The 22163-nt window shown below is 69.8% G+C and carries 22 protein-coding genes; 10 read left to right on the top strand and 12 right to left on the bottom strand.

Going from position 1 to position 22163, the window contains the following annotated elements; genetic code table 11:
• Window positions 1-122 precede the first annotated feature (122 nt).
• The 5 genes from ACFY0K_RS33130 (at window position 123) to ACFY0K_RS33110 (ending at window position 6077) form a co-directional block, all read left to right on the top strand.
• Window positions 123-1481, top strand: a complete 1359-nt coding sequence (locus ACFY0K_RS33130; RefSeq protein WP_390642913.1) for an aspartate aminotransferase family protein — start codon at window positions 123-125, stop codon at window positions 1479-1481.
• 240 nt (window positions 1482-1721) lie between these two features.
• On the top strand, window positions 1722-2423 hold the full coding sequence (locus ACFY0K_RS33125) for a GntR family transcriptional regulator (protein WP_390642912.1): 702 nt from the start codon (window positions 1722-1724) through the stop codon (window positions 2421-2423).
• Window positions 2420-4867 carry a dolichyl-phosphate beta-glucosyltransferase gene (locus tag ACFY0K_RS33120; RefSeq protein WP_390642911.1) on the top strand — a complete coding sequence of 816 codons (2448 nt, stop codon included), beginning with the start codon at window positions 2420-2422 and terminating at the stop codon, window positions 4865-4867. Before ACFY0K_RS33125 ends, ACFY0K_RS33120 begins: the two co-directional genes overlap by 4 nt.
• 78 nt (window positions 4868-4945) lie before the next feature.
• Entirely contained in the window at window positions 4946-5596 is a 651-nt protein-coding gene (locus ACFY0K_RS33115; protein ID WP_351956489.1) for a hypothetical protein, read from the top strand.
• Between the two features lie 214 nt (window positions 5597-5810).
• A complete protein-coding gene (locus ACFY0K_RS33110; RefSeq protein WP_390642910.1) occupies window positions 5811-6077 on the top strand; it encodes a hypothetical protein in 267 nt (88 codons plus the stop codon).
• A 112-nt stretch (window positions 6078-6189) separates the two neighbouring features.
• On the opposite strand, the gene ACFY0K_RS33105 is transcribed toward ACFY0K_RS33110, so the two are convergent.
• The 4 genes from ACFY0K_RS33105 to ACFY0K_RS33090 form a co-directional block, all read right to left on the bottom strand.
• Window positions 6190-6657, bottom strand: coding sequence for a hypothetical protein (locus ACFY0K_RS33105; protein WP_390642909.1), 468 nt, complete (start codon window positions 6655-6657; stop codon window positions 6190-6192).
• Entirely contained in the window at window positions 6654-6920 is a 267-nt protein-coding gene (locus ACFY0K_RS33100; protein ID WP_351956492.1) for a hypothetical protein, read from the bottom strand. The genes ACFY0K_RS33105 and ACFY0K_RS33100 overlap by 4 nt, the downstream gene beginning before the upstream one ends.
• A gap of 75 nt (window positions 6921-6995) precedes the next feature.
• Entirely contained in the window at window positions 6996-7319 is a 324-nt protein-coding gene (locus ACFY0K_RS33095) for a hypothetical protein (RefSeq protein ID WP_390642908.1), read from the bottom strand.
• 162 nt (window positions 7320-7481) lie between these two features.
• Complete coding sequence (locus ACFY0K_RS33090) at window positions 7482-7889, bottom strand: hypothetical protein (protein WP_390642907.1); 408 nt, start codon at window positions 7887-7889, stop codon at window positions 7482-7484.
• 123 nt (window positions 7890-8012) lie between these two features.
• Here ACFY0K_RS33090 and ACFY0K_RS33085 point away from each other — a divergent pair, with 123 nt between their 5' ends.
• Window positions 8013-8855, top strand: a complete 843-nt coding sequence (locus ACFY0K_RS33085; protein ID WP_351956495.1) for a helix-turn-helix transcriptional regulator — start codon at window positions 8013-8015, stop codon at window positions 8853-8855.
• Window positions 8852-9091, top strand: a complete 240-nt coding sequence (locus tag ACFY0K_RS33080) for a DUF397 domain-containing protein (protein WP_390642906.1) — start codon at window positions 8852-8854, stop codon at window positions 9089-9091. The genes ACFY0K_RS33085 and ACFY0K_RS33080 overlap by 4 nt, the downstream gene beginning before the upstream one ends.
• Before the next feature lie 80 nt (window positions 9092-9171).
• Here ACFY0K_RS33080 and ACFY0K_RS33075 read toward each other — a convergent pair whose 3' ends face one another.
• Window positions 9172-9567 carry a hypothetical protein gene (locus tag ACFY0K_RS33075; RefSeq protein ID WP_390642905.1) on the bottom strand — a complete coding sequence of 132 codons (396 nt, stop codon included), beginning with the start codon at window positions 9565-9567 and terminating at the stop codon, window positions 9172-9174.
• Between the two features lie 131 nt (window positions 9568-9698).
• On the opposite strand from ACFY0K_RS33075, the gene ACFY0K_RS33070 reads away from it, so the two are divergent.
• Entirely contained in the window at window positions 9699-10403 is a 705-nt protein-coding gene (locus ACFY0K_RS33070) for a VOC family protein (RefSeq protein WP_390642904.1), read from the top strand.
• On the opposite strand, the gene ACFY0K_RS33065 is transcribed toward ACFY0K_RS33070, so the two are convergent.
• The 4 genes from ACFY0K_RS33065 to ACFY0K_RS33050 form a co-directional block, all read right to left on the bottom strand.
• Complete coding sequence (locus tag ACFY0K_RS33065) at window positions 10398-11789, bottom strand: HupE/UreJ family protein (RefSeq protein WP_390642903.1); 1392 nt, start codon at window positions 11787-11789, stop codon at window positions 10398-10400. The genes ACFY0K_RS33070 and ACFY0K_RS33065 overlap by 6 nt on opposite strands.
• The gene (locus ACFY0K_RS33060; RefSeq protein ID WP_390642902.1) at window positions 11786-12964 is read right to left on the bottom strand and encodes a DUF3500 domain-containing protein; all 1179 of its coding nucleotides are present in this window, start codon (window positions 12962-12964) and stop codon (window positions 11786-11788) included. Before ACFY0K_RS33060 ends, ACFY0K_RS33065 begins: the two co-directional genes overlap by 4 nt.
• 382 nt (window positions 12965-13346) lie before the next feature.
• Window positions 13347-15173: a bifunctional metallophosphatase/5'-nucleotidase gene (locus tag ACFY0K_RS33055; RefSeq protein WP_390642901.1), complete on the bottom strand. Its 1827-nt coding sequence runs from the start codon at window positions 15171-15173 to the stop codon at window positions 13347-13349.
• Window positions 15174-15336: 163 nt separating this feature from the next.
• Window positions 15337-16620: an adenylosuccinate synthase gene (locus tag ACFY0K_RS33050; protein ID WP_351956502.1), complete on the bottom strand. Its 1284-nt coding sequence runs from the start codon at window positions 16618-16620 to the stop codon at window positions 15337-15339.
• Between the two features lie 197 nt (window positions 16621-16817).
• On the opposite strand from ACFY0K_RS33050, the gene ACFY0K_RS33045 reads away from it, so the two are divergent.
• On the top strand, window positions 16818-17663 hold the full coding sequence (locus ACFY0K_RS33045; protein ID WP_390642900.1) for a diacylglycerol kinase family protein: 846 nt from the start codon (window positions 16818-16820) through the stop codon (window positions 17661-17663).
• Here ACFY0K_RS33045 and ACFY0K_RS33040 read toward each other — a convergent pair.
• From ACFY0K_RS33040 to ACFY0K_RS33030, 3 genes are read right to left on the bottom strand one after another with little or no spacing between them, the layout of a single operon-like run.
• Window positions 17641-18252: a Uma2 family endonuclease gene (locus ACFY0K_RS33040; RefSeq protein WP_390642899.1), complete on the bottom strand. Its 612-nt coding sequence runs from the start codon at window positions 18250-18252 to the stop codon at window positions 17641-17643. The genes ACFY0K_RS33045 and ACFY0K_RS33040 overlap by 23 nt on opposite strands.
• 36 nt (window positions 18253-18288) lie before the next feature.
• Window positions 18289-19053: an ethanolamine ammonia-lyase subunit EutC gene (eutC, locus tag ACFY0K_RS33035; protein ID WP_390642898.1), complete on the bottom strand. Its 765-nt coding sequence runs from the start codon at window positions 19051-19053 to the stop codon at window positions 18289-18291.
• The gene (locus ACFY0K_RS33030) at window positions 19050-20432 is read right to left on the bottom strand and encodes an ethanolamine ammonia-lyase subunit EutB (RefSeq protein ID WP_390642897.1); all 1383 of its coding nucleotides are present in this window, start codon (window positions 20430-20432) and stop codon (window positions 19050-19052) included. Before ACFY0K_RS33030 ends, eutC begins: the two co-directional genes overlap by 4 nt.
• A gap of 160 nt (window positions 20433-20592) precedes the next feature.
• Between ACFY0K_RS33030 and ACFY0K_RS33025 the strand changes: the two genes are divergently transcribed.
• On the top strand, window positions 20593-22116 hold the full coding sequence (locus tag ACFY0K_RS33025; protein WP_390642896.1) for an APC family permease: 1524 nt from the start codon (window positions 20593-20595) through the stop codon (window positions 22114-22116).
• Window positions 22117-22163: the final 47 nt, after the last annotated feature.

Below are 22163 nucleotides of genomic sequence, written 5' to 3'. Positions count from 1 at the left end.
CGTAACAGGGACCGGCCGCGGGCCATGTCCCCAGGCTGTGGACAGTCTGTCGCGGAATCCCCCCGACCACGGAACAGGTCGCCGATACCGCTCCCGTACCGGCCGCTCCTACGCTCCCCCGCATGACCCCTCAGCCCAATCCCCAGGCCGGCGCCGCCGTGAAGGCGGCCGATCGTGCGCATGTCTTCCACTCCTGGTCCGCGCAGGACCTCATCGACCCGCTTGCCGTGGCCGGCGCCGAGGGGTCGTACTTCTGGGACTACGACGGCCGGCGCTACCTGGACTTCACCAGCGGGCTCGTCTTCACCAACGTCGGGTACCAGCACCCGAAGATCGTCGCCGCCATCCAGGAGCAGGCCGCGAAGATGACGACCTTCGCGCCCGCCTTCGCCGTCGAGGCGCGGTCGGAGGCGGCCCGGCTGATCGCCGAGCGCACGCCGGGCGACCTCGACAAGATCTTCTTCACCAACGGCGGCGCGGACGCCGTCGAGCACGCGGTGCGCATGGCCCGGCTGCACACGGGCCGTCCGAAGGTGCTGTCCGCCTACCGCTCGTACCACGGCGGCACCCAGCAGGCGATCAACCTCACCGGCGACCCGCGCCGCTGGGCCTCCGACGGTGCCGCCGCCGGGGTCGTGCACTTCTGGGCGCCCTTCCTCTACCGCTCCCGCTTCTACGCGCAGACCGAGGAGCAGGAGACCGCGCGGGCGCTGGAGCACCTGGAGACGACCATCGCCTTCGAGGGGCCGGCGACCGTCGCGGCCGTCGTGCTGGAGACCATCCCCGGGACCGCCGGGATCATGGTGCCGCCGGCCGGGTACCTCGCCGGTGTCCGGGAGCTCTGCGACAAGTACGGGATCGTCTTCGTCCTGGACGAGGTGATGGCCGGGTTCGGGCGGACCGGTGAGTGGTTCGCCGCCGACCTGTTCGGGGTCGTACCCGATCTGATGACCTTCGCCAAGGGCGTGAACAGCGGGTATGTGCCGCTCGGCGGGGTGGCCATCGGCCAGAAGATCGCCGAGACCTTCGCCAAGCGGCCCTACCCGGGCGGACTGACCTACTCCGGGCATCCGCTGGCCTGCGCCGCCGCCGTCGCCACCATCAACGTGATGGCGGAGGAAGGGGTCGTCGAGAACGCGAAGCGGCTGGGGGCCGAGGTCGTCGGACCCGCGCTGGCCGCGCTCGCCGAGCGGCACCCGAGCGTCGGCGAGGTCCGCGGGGTCGGCATGTTCTGGGCGCTCGACCTGGTGCGGAACCGGGAGACCCGGGAGCCGCTGGTGCCGTACAACGCGGCCGGGGAGGCGAACGCGGCGATGGCCGCGTTCGGGGCGGCGGCGAAGAAGCAGGGGCTGTGGCCGTTCGTGAACATGAACCGGACGCATGTGGTGCCACCGTGCAACGTGAGTGAGGCCGAGCTCAAGGAAGGGTTCGCGGCGCTGGACGCTGCGCTGAGCGTGGCCGACGAGTTCACGGTGGCGTGAGGCCGGGTTTCGGGTGCGGGCCCGGTGGGGGCTTGTCGCGCAGTTCCCCGCGCCCCTTCAGGGGCGCGCCCCAGCGGGCGCCCCTCACAAGGTGCCCACAGGAAGCGTAGAAAAGACCCACGGGTAGCTTCGCGGACACGGAAGGAGTACTCGCGGAACCCGAACGCGTAAGGTGGCGTGCTCGTACATGTACGTGTAAGCGAGCACGTCACTCGAACGCGTGAGGAGAGGCACCCCACGATGCCCGGCAACGGCGCTGTGACCCGCAGCACCCTGCGCCAGCAGATCGCGGACGCGCTCCGTGACGAGGTACTCGCCGGGCGGCTCCAGCCGGGCCGGGAGTTCACGGTCAAGGAGATCGCCGAGCAGTACGGGGTCTCCGCCACGCCGGTCCGCGAGGCGCTGGTCGACCTTTCCGCGCAGGGCATCCTCGACGCCGACCAGCACCGCGGCTTCCGGGTGCCGGAGTACACGCTCGCCGACTACCGGGGCATGATCGAGGCCCGCAGCCTGGTCACCGACGGCATGTTCCAGGTCCTCGCCGACGGCCTGCACCACGCCTTCAAGGATCCCGAGGAGCCCCGGGTCGCCGCCGTCCTGGCCGCGGTCCGGCGGCGCGGCGAGGAGGCGCAGCGCGCCGCGGCCGCCGGTGACCTGACCGTCCTCATCGGCTACGACCTCCGCTTCTGGCGGGAGCTGTCCGCCCTCTTCGGCAACCCCTACCTCGCCGACTTCCTGCACCGCCTGCGCGTGCAGTCCTGGGTGTGCGCCGTGCGGCATCTGCGTCGGCTGCCCGATCTACGCGGGTATCTGTGGTCCCGGCACACCGAGCTGGTCGACGCGCTGTCCCGCCGCGACACCGAGGCGGCGCGGGGCATCGTCGCCGCGTACAACACGCACTCCCTCGCCCTGATCGAGCGACTGGCGGAGAAGAACGGATGACCGCGCCCACGGAGAGCTGTGCGGACGAGGACAGGGAGACCGTCGACCTCTCCGTCGTCATCCCTGCGTACAACGAGGAGGAGCGGCTCGGCCCGACCCTCGACGCCGTCACCCGCTACCTCGCCGACAACGAGAGCCGCTTCGGTTCCTGGGAAGTGATCGTCTCCGACGACGGCTCGACGGACGGGACCCGCGAGGTCGCGGCCCTGAGGCATCCGCGCGTCCGGCTGGTCGCCGCCGGCCGCAACCGGGGCAAGGGCAGCGCCCTGCGCCTCGGCGTGGCCGCGACCGCCGGCAGCCGCGTGCTGGTCACCGACGCCGACCTCGCGACGCCGATCGAGGAGCTGGAGCGGCTGGACAAGGCGCTCAGCGAGGGCGGCGCGGCGGCGATCGGTTCGCGGGCGGTGCCGGGCGCGGAGATAGCCGCCCACCAGCACCGGCTGCGCGAGCTGCTGGGCCGCGCCGGGAACCTGCTGATACGCGCCACCGCCGTGCCGGGTCTCAGGGACACCCAGTGCGGGTTCAAGCTCTTCGAAGGCGATCTCGCCCGCGAGGCCTTCGCCGGTTCCCGGCTCGACGGCTGGGGCATCGACGTGGAGGTGCTCCAACACCTGCACCGCACCGGCCACCCGGTCACCGAGGTCCCGGTCCGCTGGAGCCACCAGCCCGGCTCGAAGGTGGGCCCGCTGGACTATCCGAGGGTCCTCACCGACCTGGCCCGGCTGCGGCTGCGCCGGCTGCGCCCGGCCGACCTCCTGGTCCCGGTCCTCTTCCTCGCCCTCTCCGTCGCCCTCTACTCCGGCCGCTTCTTCGACCCGGACCACCGCTACCTCACCGACTCCATCCAGGACCAGAACCAGTGGGAGTGGTTCTTCGCGGTGACCGCGGACAACCTCGCGCACCTGCGCAACCCGCTCTTCTCCGACTTCCAGAACTTCCCCGACGGCGTCAACCTCATGGCCAACACGGTCATGCTGGGCCTGTCGGTCCCGTTCGCCCCGCTGACCCTCATAGCCGGACCGGCCGTCTCGCTCTCCGTCTGCATGGCGCTGGGGCTCGCCGCGACCGCGGTCGCCTGGTACTGGCTGATCGTGAAGCGGGCGGTTCGGCACCGGGGAGCCGCCTTCGTCGGCGCGGCCCTCGCGGCCTTCGCGCCGCCGATGGTCAGCCACGCCAACGCGCACCCCAACTTCGTGATCCTGTTCATGATCCCGCTGATCATCGACCGTGCCCTGCGCCTCGCCTGCGGCGCCCGGGTGCGGCGGGACGGGATCGTGCTCGGCCTGATGGCGGCGTACCAGGTCTTCCTGGGCGAGGAGCCGTTCCTGCTGGCGGCCCTGGGCCTGACGCTGTTCGCCCTCGCCTACGCCGTCGCACGTCCGCGGGTGGCGAGGGAGGCCTGGCGCCCGCTGGGCAAGGGGCTGCTGATCGCCGGGGCGGTCTGCCTCCCCCTGGTCGCGTTCCCGCTGTACTGGCAGTTCACGGGCCCGCAGAGCTACCACAGCGTCCTGCACGGCGACAACGCCGGAAACAGCCCCCTCTCCCTGCTCGCCTTCGCCGAACGCTCGCTGCTCTACGGCGACGCGGCTCGCGCCAACGAGCTGTCCCTCAACCCCACCGAGCAGAACGCCTTCTACGGCTGGCCGCTGGTCCTGGTCGCCTTCGGGATCGTCGTACGGCTGTGGGAGCGGCCGCTGGTCAAGGCGCTGGCGTTCACCTCCGTCGCCGCGGCCGTGCTGTCCATGGGCCCGAAGATCCGCATCCCGCTGACGGAGACGGTGTACCCGGGCCCCTGGGCGCTGGTCCGCAAATTCCCGCTCTTCGAGTCCGTGATCGAGGGCCGGGTGGCGATGATCTGCGCCCCCGCGCTGGGCATCCTGCTCGCGCTCGCCCTGGAGAAGATCCTCGCCACCCACCGGGTCGGCGCCCAGTACTTCGGCCTGCTCGCCGTCGCCGTGGCCCTGCTCCCGATCGTCCCCGCCCCGCTCAAGTCCGACCAGCGGGAGGCGGTCCCGGAGTTCATCAGCAGCGGCATGTGGAAGTCGTACGTGGGCGAGGGCGAGTCCCTCGTCCCCCTCCCGCTCCCGGATCCCGGCTACGCGGAGGCCCTGCACTGGCAGACCAGCGCCCACCTCGGCTTCAAGCTCCCCGGCGGCTACTTCAACGGCCCGTACGGCGCCGACCGCGTCGGCATCTACGGCGCCGTCCCGCGCTACACCTCCAGCATGCTGCGGGACGTCCGCTACGGCGGGAAGGTCCCGGTGATCGGCAAGAACTGGCGGGCGCAGGCCAGGAGGGACTTCGCCTACTGGAAGGCGGGGGTGCTGGTGGTCGCTCCGCAACCCAATGACGAGAAACTACGACAGGCGGTGGAGGCCCTGACCGGAAAACCCGGTAAGTGGACCGGCGGGGTCTGGGTATGGGACCTGCACGGGGGGAGCTGACCGGCGCCGCACGGACTACTCTTCCCTGACCACCTAGCTGAGCACTTGCTGTGAACGCCCTGATATGAGGAGCCCTCTTTGGCCTGTGACCTCTGGCTGGTACCGCTCGTCGACGTGTTGTGCCACACCCCCGACAATCCGTTCGCCGAGGAACTCGCGCAATACAACAAGGTGCTCGCCGAGGCCGGGCTGCCCCCGGTGCCGGTGTACCAGTACATGCCGGGCCTGTCCGGTGAGGTCGCACCCGTGGCCGGCTTCGACTACGACGCCCTGCATTTCCTCCGCCGCGCCTACCTCCTCCAGGTCTGCGGTCTGCCCGTCTCCCCCGTCGACGACCTCGGCGGCGACTACGAGCAGCTCCTGGAGATGTTCGAGTCGACGGCCCAGCAGTCGCACCTGGTCTGGCACTACGACCACGCGGGCGCCTACGTCCCGGTCGACTTCCCGAACCCGCTCTCCAGCGACGAACTCCTCGCCAGCGGCGGCCCGCTGGGCTCCTCCCACGCGCTGCTGCGCGAGCTGGAGTACGTCGCCCCGTCGATCGGCATCGACCCGGCGAACCCCCCGGCCCCGCCGCAACCCCCGGCCGCCCCCACCGACTTGGAGGAACCGGCGGTCCCCGCCCCCTACGACCCGAGCCCGTTCGCGCGGGAACGGCACGTGTGGCTGGGCCTGCACGCGGCGGCGACCCGCAGCCTGGCCCAGGGGTCGATGATCGTCTTCAGCTGACGGCGGGCACACTGACGGCGGGCATGCTGACGGCGGGCATGCTGACGACGACTCACACTGACGACCGGTCACGCTGACGGCAGGTCACCCGGATGCCGGTGGCCCCCGTATGGCTCCTCCGAAGAGCGCGCCCGCAGATGTCGATCTAGTCTCCGAATTGAGCGCTTATCAGTTCATATGACCGCGCGCTCCCATTCAGCTCAAGGAGGAGAACATGCGCAAGCTCCACAAGGCGGCCGCCACGATCGCCCTCATCGGTGGCGTCGGCTTCCTGGGCACCGTCCCGGCCACCGCCCTGCCGGCGCAGCAGCACGCGTACGGCGGTCACGGCGGTGGCTGCCGGTCCCACGACCTGAACATCGACATCCTCGGCGAGGTGGGCATCGCCAACGGGCTCGCCGCCAACCTCATCAACGGCGAGGGCAGCCCGGGCGCGCAGTTCACGGACATCGGCTCCGACTGCGGTCGCGGCGAGTGGTAGGCGGCACGCACCACTGATCCGGCCATGAGCCGCGCATTCATCTCTGTGTGAGTGAAAAAGGCTCCGGACCTTCCTGGGTCCGGAGCCTTGGGGTGTGCCTTCGGGCCGGTGGTCAGCCCTGCTCGACGATCCGGATGGTACGGATGCCCGTGCCCCGATACCGCATCGGCGTCCTGGTCAGCACGGGACGGCCACGCGGCCAATCGACGGTCGGCAAGGCCAGGTGCAGCACATGAGCACCGCTCCAGTCCGGCTCGTCCTTCCCGTCCGTCCCGTCCGTCCCGTCCTCCGCCGACTCGCCGCTCGCGGCCCGCAGCCGCTTGCCCACAGCAGTGGCGGCCGCGAAGTCGAGCCCTTCGATGTTGACGGACGGCAGCGCACCGACGTGCTCCGCGACCCCGGCCCGCTCCCGCTCCGCCGCGGCCAGGCTCACCGCGGGGATGTAGACCCGCAACGCGGCGTCCTTCTCCGCCTCGACGACCAGCCGGGAGGCCATGCTGTTACCGGCGCCGAGCGCCAGGGCCGCCGTGTCGTCGAAGATGACGGCACGCGGCAGCGGGTACCGCTCCCCCTCGGTCACTGGACCTCCCCGATACGCCCGGACTCGATGTCGGCCCAGAGCTTTTCGCCAGCCTTCTCGTCCTCTTCCGTGTAGGGCCTGCCGAGGAAGTGCTCCTCGACGTAGGCCCTGGTCTCCTCGTACCGCTTGCGCAGCTCTTCCTTTGTGGGCGTGGCCCCGGCCAGCTCCGCCACGAAGTCCCGCATGCTCATCCCGCGTTCCCGGGCGAGCTCCTGGAGGCGGTCACGGACAGCGGGGTCGACCTTGATCGTGGTGTCAGCCATGAGCACAGTATACCGTCGGTATACCACCTCAGGGCGTACGAGTGTGACGGTCAACGACGTCCCTTTCCCTGCTTCCTAAGCCGCCGCAAGGCGAACTTTTTGCATTTCACCCGCCGGTGTCGCGGATTCGTACGGCCTCTCGAACACCTCGCAGACCGTCGAGTACTGCCGGGTCACCGGGTCCCGCGTCACCACCCGGCGCAGATAACGCCGTTCCTCCAGCTCACGCAGGGAGGCGACGATCGACACGCACCCTTCCCGCCGCCGCTCGGCGAGGATTCGCTCCGTGATCCAGGCCCCGTCCGACAGCCCCAGGAGGTACGCCAGTACGCCCACCGCTCCCCAGGACAGGCGTCGGTCCCCGAAACGGGAGCGGGCAAGGGCTGCGAAGGCGCGCACGGGCGCCATACGATGAACGCGCATCAGGAGGGTCCACTCCAGGTGTCGAGCCCCCGGGCGTTGGCGCGCCGCGGGGGCAATCTGTTGATCGTGACTTTAGGGCCCCGCAAAGCGACGAGCGCAAGCCACAATCCCTTTTTCCCGGCACTGTGTTGACGATTTTCACTCCGGCGAGTGAAGTGCGGAGCGCAGCAGTCGCGTGTGTACGAAACGGTCGGGACAGGTCGGCCGGTAGCGCCACGACAACGGCCAGGTCATGTCGTACAGCGCGGGAATCGGGATGTACGACACCCGGGCCGGAACGGCGGTCAGTCTCGTCACCTCCGCAGGCCAGGGCAGGTGGTCCGTACTCCCGGCCGGCACCAGGAAGTACACACACCGCCGCCCACTCGCGACCTCGATGACGGGCCCGGGGTCACCCCCTGTCATCTCCGCGAGCCGGTCGGCGAGCCGCCGTCCCAACTCCCCGTCGTCCACCCGCACGGCGTCGAACTGGACGCCTGCTTTACGGAGTTGAACGCCGGTGGCGGGCAGCCAGCCAAGGTTTAAAGGGTCACTTTGCGTGTTCATGGGATCAGTGTCGGCACCTGCGGCTACCGTCGCCATAACTCAGAGTCAAGAGCTGCAAACTCTGGGAATTCGGGGTCCGGTGGTTGTGACCGTTTGAGTTCGGTTGAGTTCGGGGGTGACCGCATGGCGCGGGCCGAGAACAAGGCGGAGGCGGGCAGCACGGCACAGCTCCTGGCCGCTCTCGCGAAGGCCTTCCGCGAGCAACAGGAGTTGACACAAGAGGAGTTGGGGAAGCGCATCGGCTACACCGGGTCCGCGATCAGCGCGATGGAGACGGGAGCGCAGCCCGCCAGCGACACGATGCTCGCCAAGCTGGAGGAGGCGATCGGCGGCGGACTGGGGATCTTCGAGAAGGCCCGCAGGTTCGTGCTGCTGGACAAGTATCCGGCCCAGTTCAAGAACTTCGCCCTGGTGGAGCAGGAGGCGGTGACGCTGTCGTCGTACCAGACGTTCGTGGTCGACGGTCTGTTCCAGACACCGGAGTACGCGCGGGCACTGATCGGCGGCGGCTTCCCGAAGCTGCCGGAGGAGAAGGTGGAGGAACTGGTCGAGGCGCGGGTGGCACGGCGGGCGTTGTTCGACCGGAGCGAGCCGACAGCCATGATCGAGCTCATCCTCGAAGAGTCAGCACTACGGCGGCCGTTCGGAAGTTGGGACGTGCTACGCGACCAATTGCGGTCGCTCGCGGCGGACGCGGAGAGGGACAATGTGAGCGTCCAAGTACTGCCGCTGGAGCGCGGGGTGAGGGGAGGCCACGCGGGAGCTGCGGGGAGCATGGTCCTGGTGAAGACCAAGGAACACCACGACGTGGTCTACCTGGAGATCGAAGAGGAAAGTCTCCTGGTCAGCGAACCCGCGAAGGTTGCTCGCCTCACCCACCGATATGCCAAGATCCGAACCCAGGCTCTGAGCCCGGACGACTCACTGAGCCTCATCCGAAAGTTGGCGGGAGAAGAGCGGACATGAGCAGCACCCTGCGGTGGTTCAAGTCGAGCTACAGCGACAGCAGCGGCGGCCAGTGCCTCGAAACCGCCTACACCTGGCGCAAGTCCTCCTACAGCAGCGCCACCGGGCAGTGCCTCGAAATATCCCCCTGCCCCCACACCATCCACATCCGCGACTCCAAAACGGCCCCCGACGGCCCCCACCTCACCCTCTCCCCGGCCTCCTGGGCCGCCTTCCTGGAGGGCAGCGCCCCGTAAGGGTCGCTGGGGGTCCCCCCGGCCGAAGGCTGGGGGAGGAACTGCGCGACCAGCCGCCACGGCGCCGCACTCGGCAATGCTCAGCCGAAGACGGTGAACAGGGCCAGCGCGGGCCCGGTCGCGTAGACGAGTACGCCCAGTGCCAGGGCGGTCCACGGGCGCCGGACCAGCATCGCGCCGTGTACGACCGCGGCCACCGCGGCGGCCAGCGCGGCCCACGGCCCGAACATCGCCACCAGGATCCACGCACCGGAGCTGTCGCAGAACCGCTGGGTGCCTGCCGAGGTGCCGCAGCTGTCGCCCGCGAAGGCCATGCCGAAGAACAACAGCCCGTTGACGGCGACGGCGACCGCGAGCAGCAGTCCGGCCACCACGGCGAAGACCACCTTGGGCGGCCTGCCCGGCGAGGGGCGCGACGGCGGGAACGCGGGACCGTACGACGGTGGGGGCGGGTAAGGGGGCGGCGGAAGGCTCATGTCCCCCATCTCACCGCCGTCGGCGCCTCCCCGCCTGAGTACGGCTACTCGTTTTCCCGGCGGGAACCGGCGCTCACCCGCCACTGGACGTGTGTCGGACACACGGCAGGCAGGGCTGCGAGGATGTGGTCATGGAGCGGATATTGAGTCGGCGGGAAGCGTCCGAGACGGTCCAGGACCACGGGTGGCGCTACGTGCTCGGCACCTTGCAAACGTCGGTTCCGGTGCGGACGTTGGCGCAGGCGATCAGCGTGGCGGCGGACGCCGTCACAGTGTGCGGCGAGGACGCCGATCGCCATCTCCGGGTCGATGTCCGCCCCGGCCTGGCCGTCTTCACCCTGCAGTCGTCGGAACACGCGGCGGTCACCGATCGGGATGCCGAACTCGCACGTCTGATCTCCGCCACCGCCGGCACGTCCGGGTTCCTGCCGGAGCCCGGACTCGGGGCGGGGGCACCACGGTCCGTCCAGCTTCTTGAGATCGCAATCGATGCCCTGGACATCGCCGGCATCCGGCCGTTCTGGAAGGCGGTGTTGGGCTATGCCGACGAGGCGGGCGCCGGGGGGCCGGAGGATCCGCTCGTCGACCCGGTCGGGCAGGGCCCTGCCTTCTGGTTCCAGCAGATGGACCGGGCCCGTCCGCAGCGCAATCGCATCCACGTCGACATCAGTGTTCCGCATGACGAGGCAGCCCGGCGGATCGAAGCCGCGCTGGCAGCCGGGGGCCGGCTCGTGTCCGCGACCCGTGCCCCCGCCTTCTGGGTGCTTGCCGACCCGGAGGGGAACGAGGCCTGCGTCACCACATGGCAGGGCCGGGACCCCCAGGACGTTTCATGAAGCTCCGCGACCGTCTGGCCACCAGGGTCGCAGCCTGAGCCCGTCCGGCGGTGCGCTGCGCATGCGGGCGACCAGGATCCACCCCGTGCTGGTGAGCGCGGCCAGTGTCAGGACGATCAGCAGCAGCGTGGTCTGGGAGCCGGCGCTGTCGGCCGCGCGGGCGACCGGGTTGGGCAGGCCGAGGCGGTCGGCCAGCCAGCCGAGGGCGGCGATGCCGGTGAGCACCGCGCCGGTCAGCCGGAGCACGGGCTGGGCGCGGAGGCGGGCCAGGAGCAGGAGCGAGGGCAGGGTCAGGCAGACCAGCAGCAGCTGGACCAGTTCGATGCCGAGGTTGAAGCCGAGGAGGCTGGTGACCAGTTGGCCGGTGGAGAGGTGCATCTCGGCCAGTACGAAGGAGAAGGCCATGCCGTGGCCGAGGCCGAAGACGCCCGCGACGACCGCTTCCCGCCCGGGGAAGAGCGGGCGGATCGCGTGGATGGCGCCGACCAGGATGCTGGCCGCGATGAACGCCTCCACCGGCCAGGAGGGGATGTCGAGCCGACCCAGGGAGCTCGCGGCCAGGGCGACCGAGTGGCCGGCCGTGAAGGCGAGGGTGATGCCGCCGATGCGGGTCAGTGCCTTGCGGGGACTCACCAGGCCGGTCCACCGGCCGCCGCTCGCCGCCAGGGGAGCCGGCAGGAGCAGGATCAGCAGGAAGAGCAGGTGATCGGTGCCGGTGAGGATGTGGTTGCCGCCGAGTTCGAGCATCGCGACGAAGCCGCGCCAGGCGCTGCCGGGGCCGAGGTCGACCTTGAGGGCCGGGACCTTCATGTGCCGGACGTCGAGTTCGATCGTGCCGACCTGGGTGGTGCCCTTGCCGTCGACCTGCCCGTTCGCCCAGTCCTGGCGGACCGTCACGAGGGTCACGTGGGTGACGACCTGGTGGACGATCACGTCGTAGTGGAAGGTGAAGTGGCGTACGTCGGCCCCTGCGGGCGGGGTGAGGACCGCGGCGACGGTCAGTTCCCGGTACGGGCCGGTGGAGGTCTGCCGGGTGGCGCTCAGGTGCATCGCACCGATGCCGACCTGCCAGGCCTTGCCGCCGGACGTGGTGGGGTGGATGTGCTGGACGAGGTAAGCGCGGATCGCAGTCGCCCGCGCGGCCGGTACAGCCTTCCCCGTGACGTCGTCGAGGTCGATGCCGCTGGCCCGGGAGAAGTCGGAGACGGGCAGTTCCAGCCGGGCGGACACCGAGGACCGGTACACGTCCAGCTGTACCACCGAGTGCGGCATCGGATGCGCGGCGGCCGGCGACGCCCCGAGCAGGAGCGCCGCCGGCACCACGATCGCGATCCCGGCCACCAGGCGTGTCAGGGCGTTGGCCAGCCAGTTTCGCGGTCCGGTCATGAGAAGGAGAACTCGTTCCCGTAGTCGCGGGTGTGGTCGCGGTAGACGGTGTGGTAGTGGACCTGGTTCTGGAACACGACACCGTTCTGGCAGACGAACTCGACCCACACGCTGGGACCGTCGATGCGTACGTAGTCGCCCTGGGTGTCCAGGCCGGTGCCGCCGGAGTAGGCGACGTAGGTCTGGTCGAGTTCCTTCGCGTACGTCTTCATCAGCTGGGCGGCGGTGGCGTCGTCCACGTCCGCGACCCACGGGTGGATCGCCGCCAGGACCAGCTTCTTCTGCTTCGGCGACAGCTCGCTGACCTTGATGCCCTCCTTGGTCTCCGGGAAGTCGCCGTCCTTGCCGGGGCCGAGCAGCACGTCGCCGAACGACTCCGACAGCTTGGCCTCGGCCAGCTGCGAGGTGCTCAGGCTGCCGGTCAGCTTCAGCAGGCCGTCGCGGAACTTCGCCAGCGGCGCGTAGGTGGTGCCGTCGTCCGCGGTCCAGCTGGTCGGCTCGACGCCGGTGAAGAAGGGGCTGGCGCCGGAGACCTTGCCGTCCTTGTACGTGATGTTCACGGCGAGGTGGTGGCCGCCGAAGTGCAGCTGCCAGGTGCCGGTCTTGGACGGGGTGCCGAGGAACGCCAGGTAGTAGTAGCCACTGCCGTACGAGAACCCGCCGGCACCGCCGCCGGTACCGCCGGAAGGCGGGGCGCCGGTCGGGGCGGCGGCGGACGCCGAGCCGGTCGGCGTGGCCGAGGGGTCGGCCGATGCCGAGTCGGTGGCGGTCGCCGTGGGCGCGTCGGTCGGGCCGGCGGAGGCGGAGCTGGTGCTCTCGGCCGAGGCGAGCACGTCGTCGGCCTTGAGGGTCTGCAGGACGTGCTCGTAGCCGGTGTCCTTGCCGCTCCCCAGGGCCAGCTTCAGCACGTGCTCGGCGGCGGCCAGCTGGTCGTCCGACAGGGTGCTGAACTGGATGCCGGGGCGGCAGGTCCCGCCGCAGGGCAGGTTCGACCAGGCGGTCGCGTTCGCCTGCGTGAGGTCCAGCAGTGTCGAGGCCTGCTGGTCGGAGGTCAGGGTGTTCAGGAAGGCGTTGGCGGCGCTGACCACGGCCGCGGTGCCGGTCGCGTGCTTGTCCACCGGCCGCTGCACGCCCGCGGCCGATTTCTCACTGCCGGCCGTGGACGCATTTGCCACGGCGAATCCACCACCGGCAAGAACCAGCGCGGTGGCGGCTCCCAGCACGGCCCTTCGAGTCCGCCTGGAACGGACGAGACGGGTTCTCTCTTTGCTCACGAACTACTCCTTAGGCACGCCGAACTAGCCATACGGGCACACCCGTTGGCCTGGTCGGAAGATCAGGGGAACGCACCGCGGACGCTACCAACAACATTCTTGACACTCAATGAGAAAACTCGACCGAATATCAATTTCGGAGGGAAGTCTGGGCAAGATTTTCAGGATTCACAGAAACAATGAAATCCACAAATGAAATCGACAGGTCTCTCCTGTCCGGGAAAAAGAAAAAGTGGTGGCCCCACCCGAGGGGTGGGGCCACCACACGTGCGGCTGCGAGGTACTAGAAGACCGGCGTGCCGCCCTGGGTCAGCTTCCAGTTGGTGGCCGCGAAGGCCGACGGGTCGATGGTGCCCTTGGCCGTGGCGTAGGCGACCATCAGGTCGCGGACCTGGTTGGTGGAGCTGTAGGCGATCTCGGCGGACGCGATGTGCGGGTAGCCGGAGCCGCCGTTGGCGCGGTAGTTGTTGACGGCGACGACGAAGACCTGGTCGTCGGCGACCGCGGTGCCGTTGTAGGTGAGGTTCTTGATGCGGGAGCCCTCGGCGGCCGCGATGTCGATCTCGTAGTCGACGCCGGCCGCCATGTCGTACATGTAGTCCCAGAAGCTGTTGGCGTTGGTGAGGGTGGCGGTGTTCACCGCCGTGCCGGCCGGGACCTGGTGGTAGTACTTCGCCGCGTACTCCAGGTAGTCCTTGAGCTGGGCGCCGGTGAGCTTCTTGCCGTACAGGGTGTTCTCGTAGACGTACAGGCCCGCCACGTCGCGGATCGTCACGGCGCCCGCCGGGATGGTGGCCGTACGGCTGAAGCAGGCGGCCACCGAGATCAGCGGGAGCGCGGCGTCCGCCGCCGACAGGCCCGCCTTCACCGCGTCCATCTGGACCTGCTGGATGAAGTCGATGGCGGGGACGTCCTTCCAGCAGGCCTCCGCCGTCGACATAGCCGCGGTACAGGTGCCGATCGCGGTGTTGACGTACTTGACGACCAGGTTGTGGTCGGCGGTGAGGAGTTCGGTGATCCGCGGGTCCTCGGCGACCGTGTTGCTGTTCAGGGTGGTGGCCGTCTTCTTGGTGACCTTCCAGGAGCCGCGCACGTGCTCCAGCTCGAAGTCGAAGCGGGAGAGGCGGTATCCGTAGCAGTACGGCTCGGAGAGGAGGACGTCCTCGCCGGTCTCCGCGTTCTTCACCGTGTACGACGGGACGTCGACGTGGGTGTGGCCGACGAGGATCGCGTCGATGCCGGGGACCTGCTCGGCGACCAGGTTCGACGCGTTCTCCACGTAGGGGAGTTCGTCGCCCCACGACGTCGAGCCGTCCAGGCCGGAGTGGTCGGTGAGGAAGACGACGTCGCAGCCGAGGGCGCGCAGCCGCGGCACGTACTTCTTCGCCTGCTCGACCAGGCCCGTGAAGGCCATCTTCCCGGAGACGTTGTCCTTGTCCCACAGGGCGATGCCCGGGTTGGTGAGGCCGAGGATGCCGACCTTGATGTCGGGGCCGTGCGGGACCTTGATGTGCTTGACGGTGTAGGGCCGGAACGCGGGCTTGAGCGTCTTGGCGTCAAGGGCGTTGGCACCGAGCAGCGGGAAGTCGCACTGCTTCTCGAAGGTGCGGATCGTCTCGATGCCGTAGTTGAACTCGTGGTTGCCGAGGGCCGCCGCGTCGTAGCGCATCTCGTTCATGGCGATCGCCATGGGGTGCTCGGGGCCGCGCTTGCCGTTCTTGCCGGTGATCGGGTCGACGCTCGCGAAGTAGGAGGCGAGGGAGGTGCCCTGGATGATGTCGCCGGCGTCCACGAGCAGGACCCGGTCCGCGCCCAGCTCCTTGCGGATGTTCTTCACCAGGGTGGCGATGCGCGCGATGCCGTACGTGTTGCCCTTGGAGTCCACGGGCGCCGCATCTTTGTAGTAGTCCCAGTTGAAGACGTGGCTGTGCAGGTCGGTGGTGCCCAGGATGGAGAAGCTCCAGGTCTTGGGCGCCTTCGGCGGCTTGGCGTGGCCGGCCTCGGCGGCCTGGGCGGTGCCGGTACCGACCGTTCCCGCGACGGCCACGGCGGCGCCGGTGACGGCCGACTTCTGCACGAACTCACGACGGTTCATGGGATTGACGGGCATTCAGGACTCCTGGAGAGGCGGAGAGGACGGGTGTGGCGTGCGGGAGGCGGCGGGCTACCCGCGTAGATGCTGACCCTCGCCCGTTACCGGCGTAACCACGGAAAGCCCAAGGGCCGGTCAAGGATTCCCAAGACCGGCCCAAGTGGACGCGCGTACACACGACTTACAGGAACGAGTTGATCTCGATCGTCTCGTCCCGGCCCGGGCCCACACCGATCGCGGAGATCGGGGCGCCGGACATCTCCTCCAGCGCCTTCACGTAGTTCTGCGCGTTCTTCGGCAGGTCCGCGAAGGACTTCGCCTTGGTGATGTCCTCGGACCAGCCGGGCAGCGTCTCGTAGACCGGCTTCGCGTGGTGGAAGTCGGTCTGCGAGTACGGGAGTTCCTCGACCCGCTTGCCGTCGATCTCGTACGCGACGCAGACCGGGATCTGCTCCCAGCCGGTGAGCACGTCGAGCTTGGTGAGGAAGAAGTCGGTCAGGCCGTTCACGCGGGTCGCGTAGCGGGCGATGACCGCGTCGAACCAGCCGCAGCGGCGGTCCCGGCCGGTCGTCACACCGCGCTCGCCGCCGATCCGGCGCAGCGCCTCGCCGTCCGCGTCGAAGAGCTCGGTCGGGAACGGGCCGGCGCCGACGCGGGTCGTGTACGCCTTGAGGATGCCGATGACACGACTGATCTTCGTCGGGCCGACGCCGGAGCCGGTGCAGGCGCCGCCCGCGGTGGGGTTGCTGGATGTGACGAAGGGATAGGTCCCGTGGTCGATGTCGAGGAGCGTGCCCTGCCCGCCCTCGAAGAGGACGACCTTGTCGTCCTCCAGGGCCTGGTTGAGGACCAGGACCGTGTCGGCGACGTACGGAGCGAGCTTCTCCGCGTAGCCCAGCAGCTCCTCGACGACCTGCTCGACGGCGATCGCGCGCCGGTTGTAGAGCTTGGTCAGCATCTGGTTCTTGACGTCGAGGGCCGCCTCGACCTTCTGGGTCAGGATCGACTCGTCGTAGAGGTCCTGGACCCGGATGCCGACACGGTTGATCTTGTCTGCGTAGGTCGGGCCGATGCCGCGCCCCGTCGTACCGATCTTCCGCTTACCGAGGAAGCGTTCCGTCACCTTGTCGACGGTCACGTTGTACGGCGTGATGATGTGCGCGTTACCGCTGATGAGGAGCTTGGACGTGTCGACGCCACGCTCGTTCAGACCGCTCAGCTCGGAGAGCAGGACCGACGGGTCGACGACGACACCGTTGCCGATGACCGGGACACACGTGGGCGAGAGGATTCCGGAAGGGAGCAGATGGAGCGCATACTTCTGGTCGCCGACGACGACCGTGTGGCCGGCGTTGTTGCCACCCTGGTATCGCACCACGTAGTCGACGGAGCCGCCCAGCAGATCCGTCGCCTTTCCCTTGCCTTCGTCACCCCACTGAGCACCGAGCAGCACAAGTGCGGGCACGCGCGTACACCCCTTCCGGGCGGGGCATGTCCAAGGTCAGGGGCGTACGCGTAAGGTTCGTCGCCGCGTACCACCGCGACCGTCGTTGGCCGCACAACCGTCGGACCGGATGCCCCGGAATAGACGAAGCCCCTGGCGCAATAGCGCAAGGGGCTCTTGCACAGTGATGCTACCCGAGGAAGCGAGGCAGGACCGAGGTGGCGACTTTCGCGAGGTCCGATCAGCTGCTGGTGATCATCGATCCGGCGGCACGGGAAACGGACGGTGAGTCCGTCCGGATCGCGAAAGACGTGCTCAGCGCGGGGGCGGCCGCGAAGGTGTGCATGCCGGACGGGCCCGAGGAATTCGCCCGCGTGCTGTCCCGCAGGGGCTCGCGGCGGCCGGTGGTCGTCGGGGACGACGGTGCGCTGGTCCGTGCGGTGACCTTTCTGCACCGGAGGCGGGAGCTGGCCGACTGCGTGCTGGCCATGGTCCCGGTCGGGGGCACGCTGAGCGTCGCGCACACGCTGGGGGTGCCCGCCGGTGCGGTGGCGGCGGCGCGGGCGGTCCTGGACGGGGTGGAGCGCCGCATGGACCTCCTCGTCGACGACAGTGACGGGGTGGTGCTGGGCGCGCTGCGGATCCCGCCGCTGGCGGCCGCGGCGGCCAGGGCCCCGGAGCCGGTGCCGGCCCGGGGGTGGCTGCGGCCGTACCAGAACCTCGTGCGGTCCCTGTCGGTGCGCCCGGCCCCGGCCCTGGCCGTGCCCGGTCCGCCCGCACGCCTGCGGGTGGAGGTCGACGGCGAGACGGTCGTCGACCTGGACCAGCCGGTCGAGGGCGTCTCGGTGACCCCGGGCGGCCACGACGGCCTCGCCGAGGTGGAGGTACGCCCGCTGTCGGTGGGCGCGGCGGCGACCCCGGTACGGACCGCGGGCCGCACGGTGACGGTCGCGGGCCCGGACTTCCGCTACCGCGCGGACGGCGGCCTGGCCGGGCCGGTACGGCGACGGACGTGGCGGGTGGTGGAGGGGGGATGGGGGCTTACGGTGCCGAGTTCTTCTTGACGGGGGGCTGGAAACCGGTGGTGTCGAGGGTGCAGTCGAAAGGCTTCGGGACGGGGAGGTCCTCGCCGAACGGCCGGGTGCAGTGTGACTCGTACCCGTTGACCGAAGGTGTCCAGAACACCGTTGACTGCCCCTTCTGCATGTCGAGGAGCAGGTACACGGGGACACCGGCCCTGCCATAGACCTCGACCTTGTCGGTCAGGTCGTCATCCCGGGTGGAAGTAGATGTCAGCTCGGCGACGAAGACCAGGGCCTCGCCGTCCAGACGATTACTCTCCGTCTCAAAGACCCGCTCGGGAGCCGCGTGGATGTCCGGCCCGTACGCACTCTCGTCGCCGGGGAAGACGTAGAGGAACGGCCCCCGATCGATGACGTGCCCCTCCGGAAGATGCGGTTCCAACTGCCTGCACACCAGCGTCATCACTCGGGCGTAGTACCCCTTGGACCACGGCGACACGACGATTTTCCCCCGGTAGATCTCGGCCTTGAAGCCGTCACGCAGGTCCAGCTCATCGAGGATGTCCAGCAGTTCCTCGAAACTGCCGGGCTCGCCGCCGCTTATCACCGGTCGCTCAGTCATCAATGTCATGATGCGCCCTCCCCTCGATGCGAACCAGACAGCAACTCATAGTATCCGGTTGGGCATCTCTCCGTGATCGCTTTCGTCCTTCAGCTCCACCCCCGTCCGCCCCAGCTCCCGCGCCCTCCCCATCAGCCCCGCCAGCTTCCCCGCCGCCGTCTCGTAGGCAAGGCCCAGCGGCGGCCGGATGTTGCTCAGGCAGTTGCGGTCGGCGTCCGTCGTCACGCCCGGCACCGGCCGGTACGTCAGATACGCGCCCAGCGAGTCCGCCGCCGACATGCCGGGCCGTTCGCCGATCAGGACGACCACCAGGGCCGTGCCCATCGTGTGGGCGATGTCGTCGCCGAGGGCCACCCGGGCCTGTTCGGCGAGGACCACCGGGGCGAGGCGCCAGTCCGGGAGGCGGGCAGCCGTCGCACGGACCACCGCCGCCGCGTGGTCGTGCACGGCCCGGCTGGACAGTCCGTCGGCGACGACGAAGACGACGTCCCAGCTGCCGGCCAGGAGGTGGGCGCGGTCCACGGGGTCGAGGCGGCGGCCCAGGTCGGGGCGCTGGAGATACGTCAGCCGGTCACCGGCCGCGCTGCGGACCCGCACCGTAGGCAGGCCCGCCAGCCCCGCCGTGACCCTGTCCGGCTCGAACGGCGAGTGGACCGCGTCCCGGGCCGCCGCGTGCGCCGACTGGAGGCGCAGGCGATGCCGGGTGGGGAGGGCGGGGCCGGAGCGGCCGAGGCCGATGCGGGCCTGGGTGTGGCGGCGCAGCAGCGGCCAGAGGTCGTCGAGTCCGGTGGTCGTCGTCACCTCGGTCATGCGGCCAGTTCCCTTCCGATCGCCGCCAGCGGATGGCCGCCGACCTCGCGTACGCCGCCGTCCTCGGCCAGCAGCCCGACCGACTCCAGCCACGCCTCGAACTCCGGGGCCGGGCGCAGGCCGAGCACCTCGCGCAGGTACAGCGCGTCGTGGTAGGAGGCGGACTGGTAGTTGAGCATGATGTCGTCGCCGCCCGGCGTGCAGATCACGAAGGACGCGCCCGCGACGGCGAGCACGGTCAGCATGGTTGCGATGTCGTCGTCATCGGCGTCGGCGTGGTTCGTGTAGCAGATGTCCAGGCCCATGGGCAGGCCGAGGAGCTTGCCGCAGAAGTGGTCCTCCAGGGCGGCGCGGAGGATCTGCCGGCCGTCGTAGAGGTACTCGGGGCCGATGAAGCCGACGACGGTGTTCACCAGGAGCGGGCGGTAGCGGCGGGCGACCGCGTACGCCCGTGCCTCGACCGTCTGCTGGTCGACGCCGTGGTGCGCGCCGGCCGACAGGGCGCTGCCCTGGCCGGTCTCGAAGTACATGACGTTGTCGCCGACGGTTCCGCGGCCGAGCGCGAGCGCCGCCTCGTACGCCTCGTCGAGCAGGCCCAGTGTCACGCCGAAGGAGGCGTTCGCGGCCTGGGTGCCCGCGATGGACTGGAAGACCAGGTCGACCGGGGCCCCGCGCTCCATCAGGTCCACGCTCGTCGTGACGTGGCACAGGACGCAGGACTGGGTGGGGATGGCATAGCGGGTGATCACGCCGTCCAGGAGGTCCAGCAGGTCGCGGACCGCCCTGGGGCTGTCGGTCGCCGGGTTGATGCCGATGACCGCGTCGCCGGAGCCGAGGAGGAGGCCGTCGAGGAGGGCGGCCGCCACGCCCGCCGGGTCGTCGGTGGGGTGGTTGGGCTGCAACCGCGTCGCGAGCCGCCCCGGCAGGCCGATCGTCGAGCGGAACGCGGTGACCACCCGGACCTTGCGGGCGACCGCCACCAGGTCCGCGTTCCCCATCAGTTTGGACACGGCGGCGGCCATCTCCGGGGTGATCCCCGGCGCCACCGCGGCCAGCGCCCCGGAATCCGCCGCCAGCAGCCACTCCCGGAACTCGCCGACCGTCAGCCCGGCCACGGGTGCGAAGGCGGCCGCGTCGTGCGTGTCCAGGATCAGCCGGGTCACGTCGTCGTCCTCGTACGGGATCACCGGCTCGGTCAGGAAGCCGGCGAGCGGCACTTCCGCCAGCGCCCAGCGGGCCGCGACCCGTTCCCGCGCGCTCGCGGCGGCGAGGCCGGCCAGCCGGTCGCCGGAGCGTTCGGGGCTCGCGGCGGCCAGCAGGCGGGCCAGGGAGCCGAAGCGGTGGCGTTCGCCACCGAGGGTGGCCGTGTACGTGCTCATGGCGGCGACCGTACGAGCCGGGTGTTGCCGACAGATTGCGCCAGATTTCTAAAGGTCTGGTTGACAAACATTTAACGCGCCGAGACCCTCGACGGACTCATTCGGCCTACAGAGTTCCGGTTCGGTACAGCCAGCGAACAGCAGGAGAGGGGCCACCCCGATGGCAGTGGACGAGGGAGTCGCCCCGGCGACGAGGACAGGCGGGAGCGCCGACGGCGACGGCACGGTCCACCGGCTCAAGCCCAACGCGATCGGGCTGCTCGGGGTGGTCTTCATGGCCGTCGCGACCGCCGCGCCGATCACCGCGATGACCGGCAACGTGCCCTTCATGGTGTCGTCCGGGAACGGCATCGGCGCCCCGGCGAGCTACCTCGTCGCAATGGTCGTCCTGGCAATCTTTTCCGTCGGCTTCACGTCGATGGCGAAGCACATCACCTCGACGGGAGCCTTCTACGGCTTCATCTCCTACGGTCTGGGCCGCACCGCGGGCCTCGCCTCGGGACTGCTCGCCACCTTCGCGTACGTCGTCTTCGAACCGGCACTGATCGGCATCTTCTCGGTCTTCGCCAACACCACGCTCAAGGACCAGACCGGGCTCGACGTCCCGTGGTGGGCGTTCGCGATCCTGATGCTCGCGATCAACGCGACCGGCACCTGGTTCGGCGTCAGCGTCGCCGAGAAGCTGCTCGTCGTCCTCCTCGGCACCGAGGTGACCGTCCTCGCGGCGATGGCCGTCTCGGTCGCCCTGCACGGCGGCGGCCCGCACGGCTTCACCTTCGGCCCGGTCAACCCGGTCAACGCCTTCAAGGGGACCAGCGCGGGCCTCGGCCTGTTCTTCGCCTTCTGGTCCTGGGTCGGCTTCGAGTCCACGGCGATGTACGGCGAGGAGTCCCGCGACCCGAAGCGGATCATCCCCAAGGCGACGATGATCTCGGTCCTCGGCGTCGGCGTCTTCTACGTCTTCGTCTCCTGGATGGCCATCACCGGCAACGGCGAGGCGGCGGCCGTGAAGGCGGCCTCCTCCGCGAACCCCCTCGCGCTCTTCTTCAACCCGACCGAGCACTACGTCGGCCACTGGGCGGTCGTCCTGATGCAGTGGCTGATGATCACCGGCTCGCTGGCCTGCGGGATGGCCTTCCACAACTGCGCCGCCCGCTACATGTACGCGCTGGGCCGCGAGGGCGTCCTGCCGAAGCTGCAGAGCACCGTCGGCCGCACCCACGCCCGGCACGGCTCCCCGCACGTCGCGGGCCTGGTCCAGACGGTGATCTCCGCCGTCCTGATCGCCGCGTTCTGGATCGCGGGCAAGGACCCGTACAACGCCCTCTACGTCCTGCTCGCCATCCTCGGCACCATGGCGATCCTGGTCGTGCAGGCGGTCTGCTCGTTCGCGGTGCTGGTGTACTTCCGCCGGAACCACCCCGAGAGCCGGCACTGGTTCCGGACCTTCACCGCCCCGCTCGTCGGCGGCATCGCGATGCTCGGTGTGGTCGCCCTGCTGGTCTCCAACATGGGCGCCGCGGCCGGCACCGAGTCCGGCTCACTGCTGCTGAAGGCGACGCCGTGGCTGGTGGCGCTGGTCGCGGGCACGGGCGTCGGCTACGCCCAGTACCTCAAGCGGCGGTCGCCGGAGCGGTACGCGCTGCTGGGGCGGACGGTGCTGGAGGAGACAAGGGAGCGGTAGGGGCCCGGGGGCGCCGGAACCAGGGGGCGCCGGAACCGGAGGCGCCG

Origin of the sequence: Streptomyces sp. NPDC001507, assembly GCF_042894765.1 — a bacterium.
Lineage (GTDB): Bacteria > Actinomycetota > Actinomycetes > Streptomycetales > Streptomycetaceae > Streptomyces.
The sequence above is the reverse complement of the archived record's forward strand: the minus strand, read 5'-3'. Positions and strand labels throughout refer to the sequence as shown.

What these genes read in the sequence shown, in the direction of transcription:
- ACFY0K_RS33130 (WP_390642913.1), top strand. Translation starts at nt 123, where the DNA reads ATGACCCCTCAGCCCAATCCCCAGGCCGGCGCCGCCGTGAAGGCGGCC.
- ACFY0K_RS33125 (WP_390642912.1), top strand. Translation starts at nt 1,722, where the DNA reads ATGCCCGGCAACGGCGCTGTGACCCGCAGCACCCTGCGCCAGCAGATC.
- ACFY0K_RS33120 (WP_390642911.1), top strand. Translation starts at nt 2,420, where the DNA reads ATGACCGCGCCCACGGAGAGCTGTGCGGACGAGGACAGGGAGACCGTC.
- ACFY0K_RS33110 (WP_390642910.1), top strand. Translation starts at nt 5,811, where the DNA reads ATGCGCAAGCTCCACAAGGCGGCCGCCACGATCGCCCTCATCGGTGGC.
- ACFY0K_RS33100 (WP_351956492.1), bottom strand. Translation starts at nt 6,920, where the DNA reads ATGGCTGACACCACGATCAAGGTCGACCCCGCTGTCCGTGACCGCCTC.
- ACFY0K_RS33090 (WP_390642907.1), bottom strand. Translation starts at nt 7,889, where the DNA reads ATGAACACGCAAAGTGACCCTTTAAACCTTGGCTGGCTGCCCGCCACC.
- ACFY0K_RS33085 (WP_351956495.1), top strand. Translation starts at nt 8,013, where the DNA reads ATGGCGCGGGCCGAGAACAAGGCGGAGGCGGGCAGCACGGCACAGCTC.
- ACFY0K_RS33080 (WP_390642906.1), top strand. Translation starts at nt 8,852, where the DNA reads ATGAGCAGCACCCTGCGGTGGTTCAAGTCGAGCTACAGCGACAGCAGC.
- ACFY0K_RS33075 (WP_390642905.1), bottom strand. Translation starts at nt 9,567, where the DNA reads ATGAGCCTTCCGCCGCCCCCTTACCCGCCCCCACCGTCGTACGGTCCC.
- ACFY0K_RS33070 (WP_390642904.1), top strand. Translation starts at nt 9,699, where the DNA reads ATGGAGCGGATATTGAGTCGGCGGGAAGCGTCCGAGACGGTCCAGGAC.
- ACFY0K_RS33065 (WP_390642903.1), bottom strand. Translation starts at nt 11,789, where the DNA reads ATGACCGGACCGCGAAACTGGCTGGCCAACGCCCTGACACGCCTGGTG.
- ACFY0K_RS33055 (WP_390642901.1), bottom strand. Translation starts at nt 15,173, where the DNA reads ATGCCCGTCAATCCCATGAACCGTCGTGAGTTCGTGCAGAAGTCGGCC.
- ACFY0K_RS33040 (WP_390642899.1), bottom strand. Translation starts at nt 18,252, where the DNA reads ATGACATTGATGACTGAGCGACCGGTGATAAGCGGCGGCGAGCCCGGC.
- eutC (WP_390642898.1), bottom strand. Translation starts at nt 19,053, where the DNA reads ATGACCGAGGTGACGACGACCACCGGACTCGACGACCTCTGGCCGCTG.
- ACFY0K_RS33030 (WP_390642897.1), bottom strand. Translation starts at nt 20,432, where the DNA reads ATGAGCACGTACACGGCCACCCTCGGTGGCGAACGCCACCGCTTCGGC.
- ACFY0K_RS33025 (WP_390642896.1), top strand. Translation starts at nt 20,593, where the DNA reads ATGGCAGTGGACGAGGGAGTCGCCCCGGCGACGAGGACAGGCGGGAGC.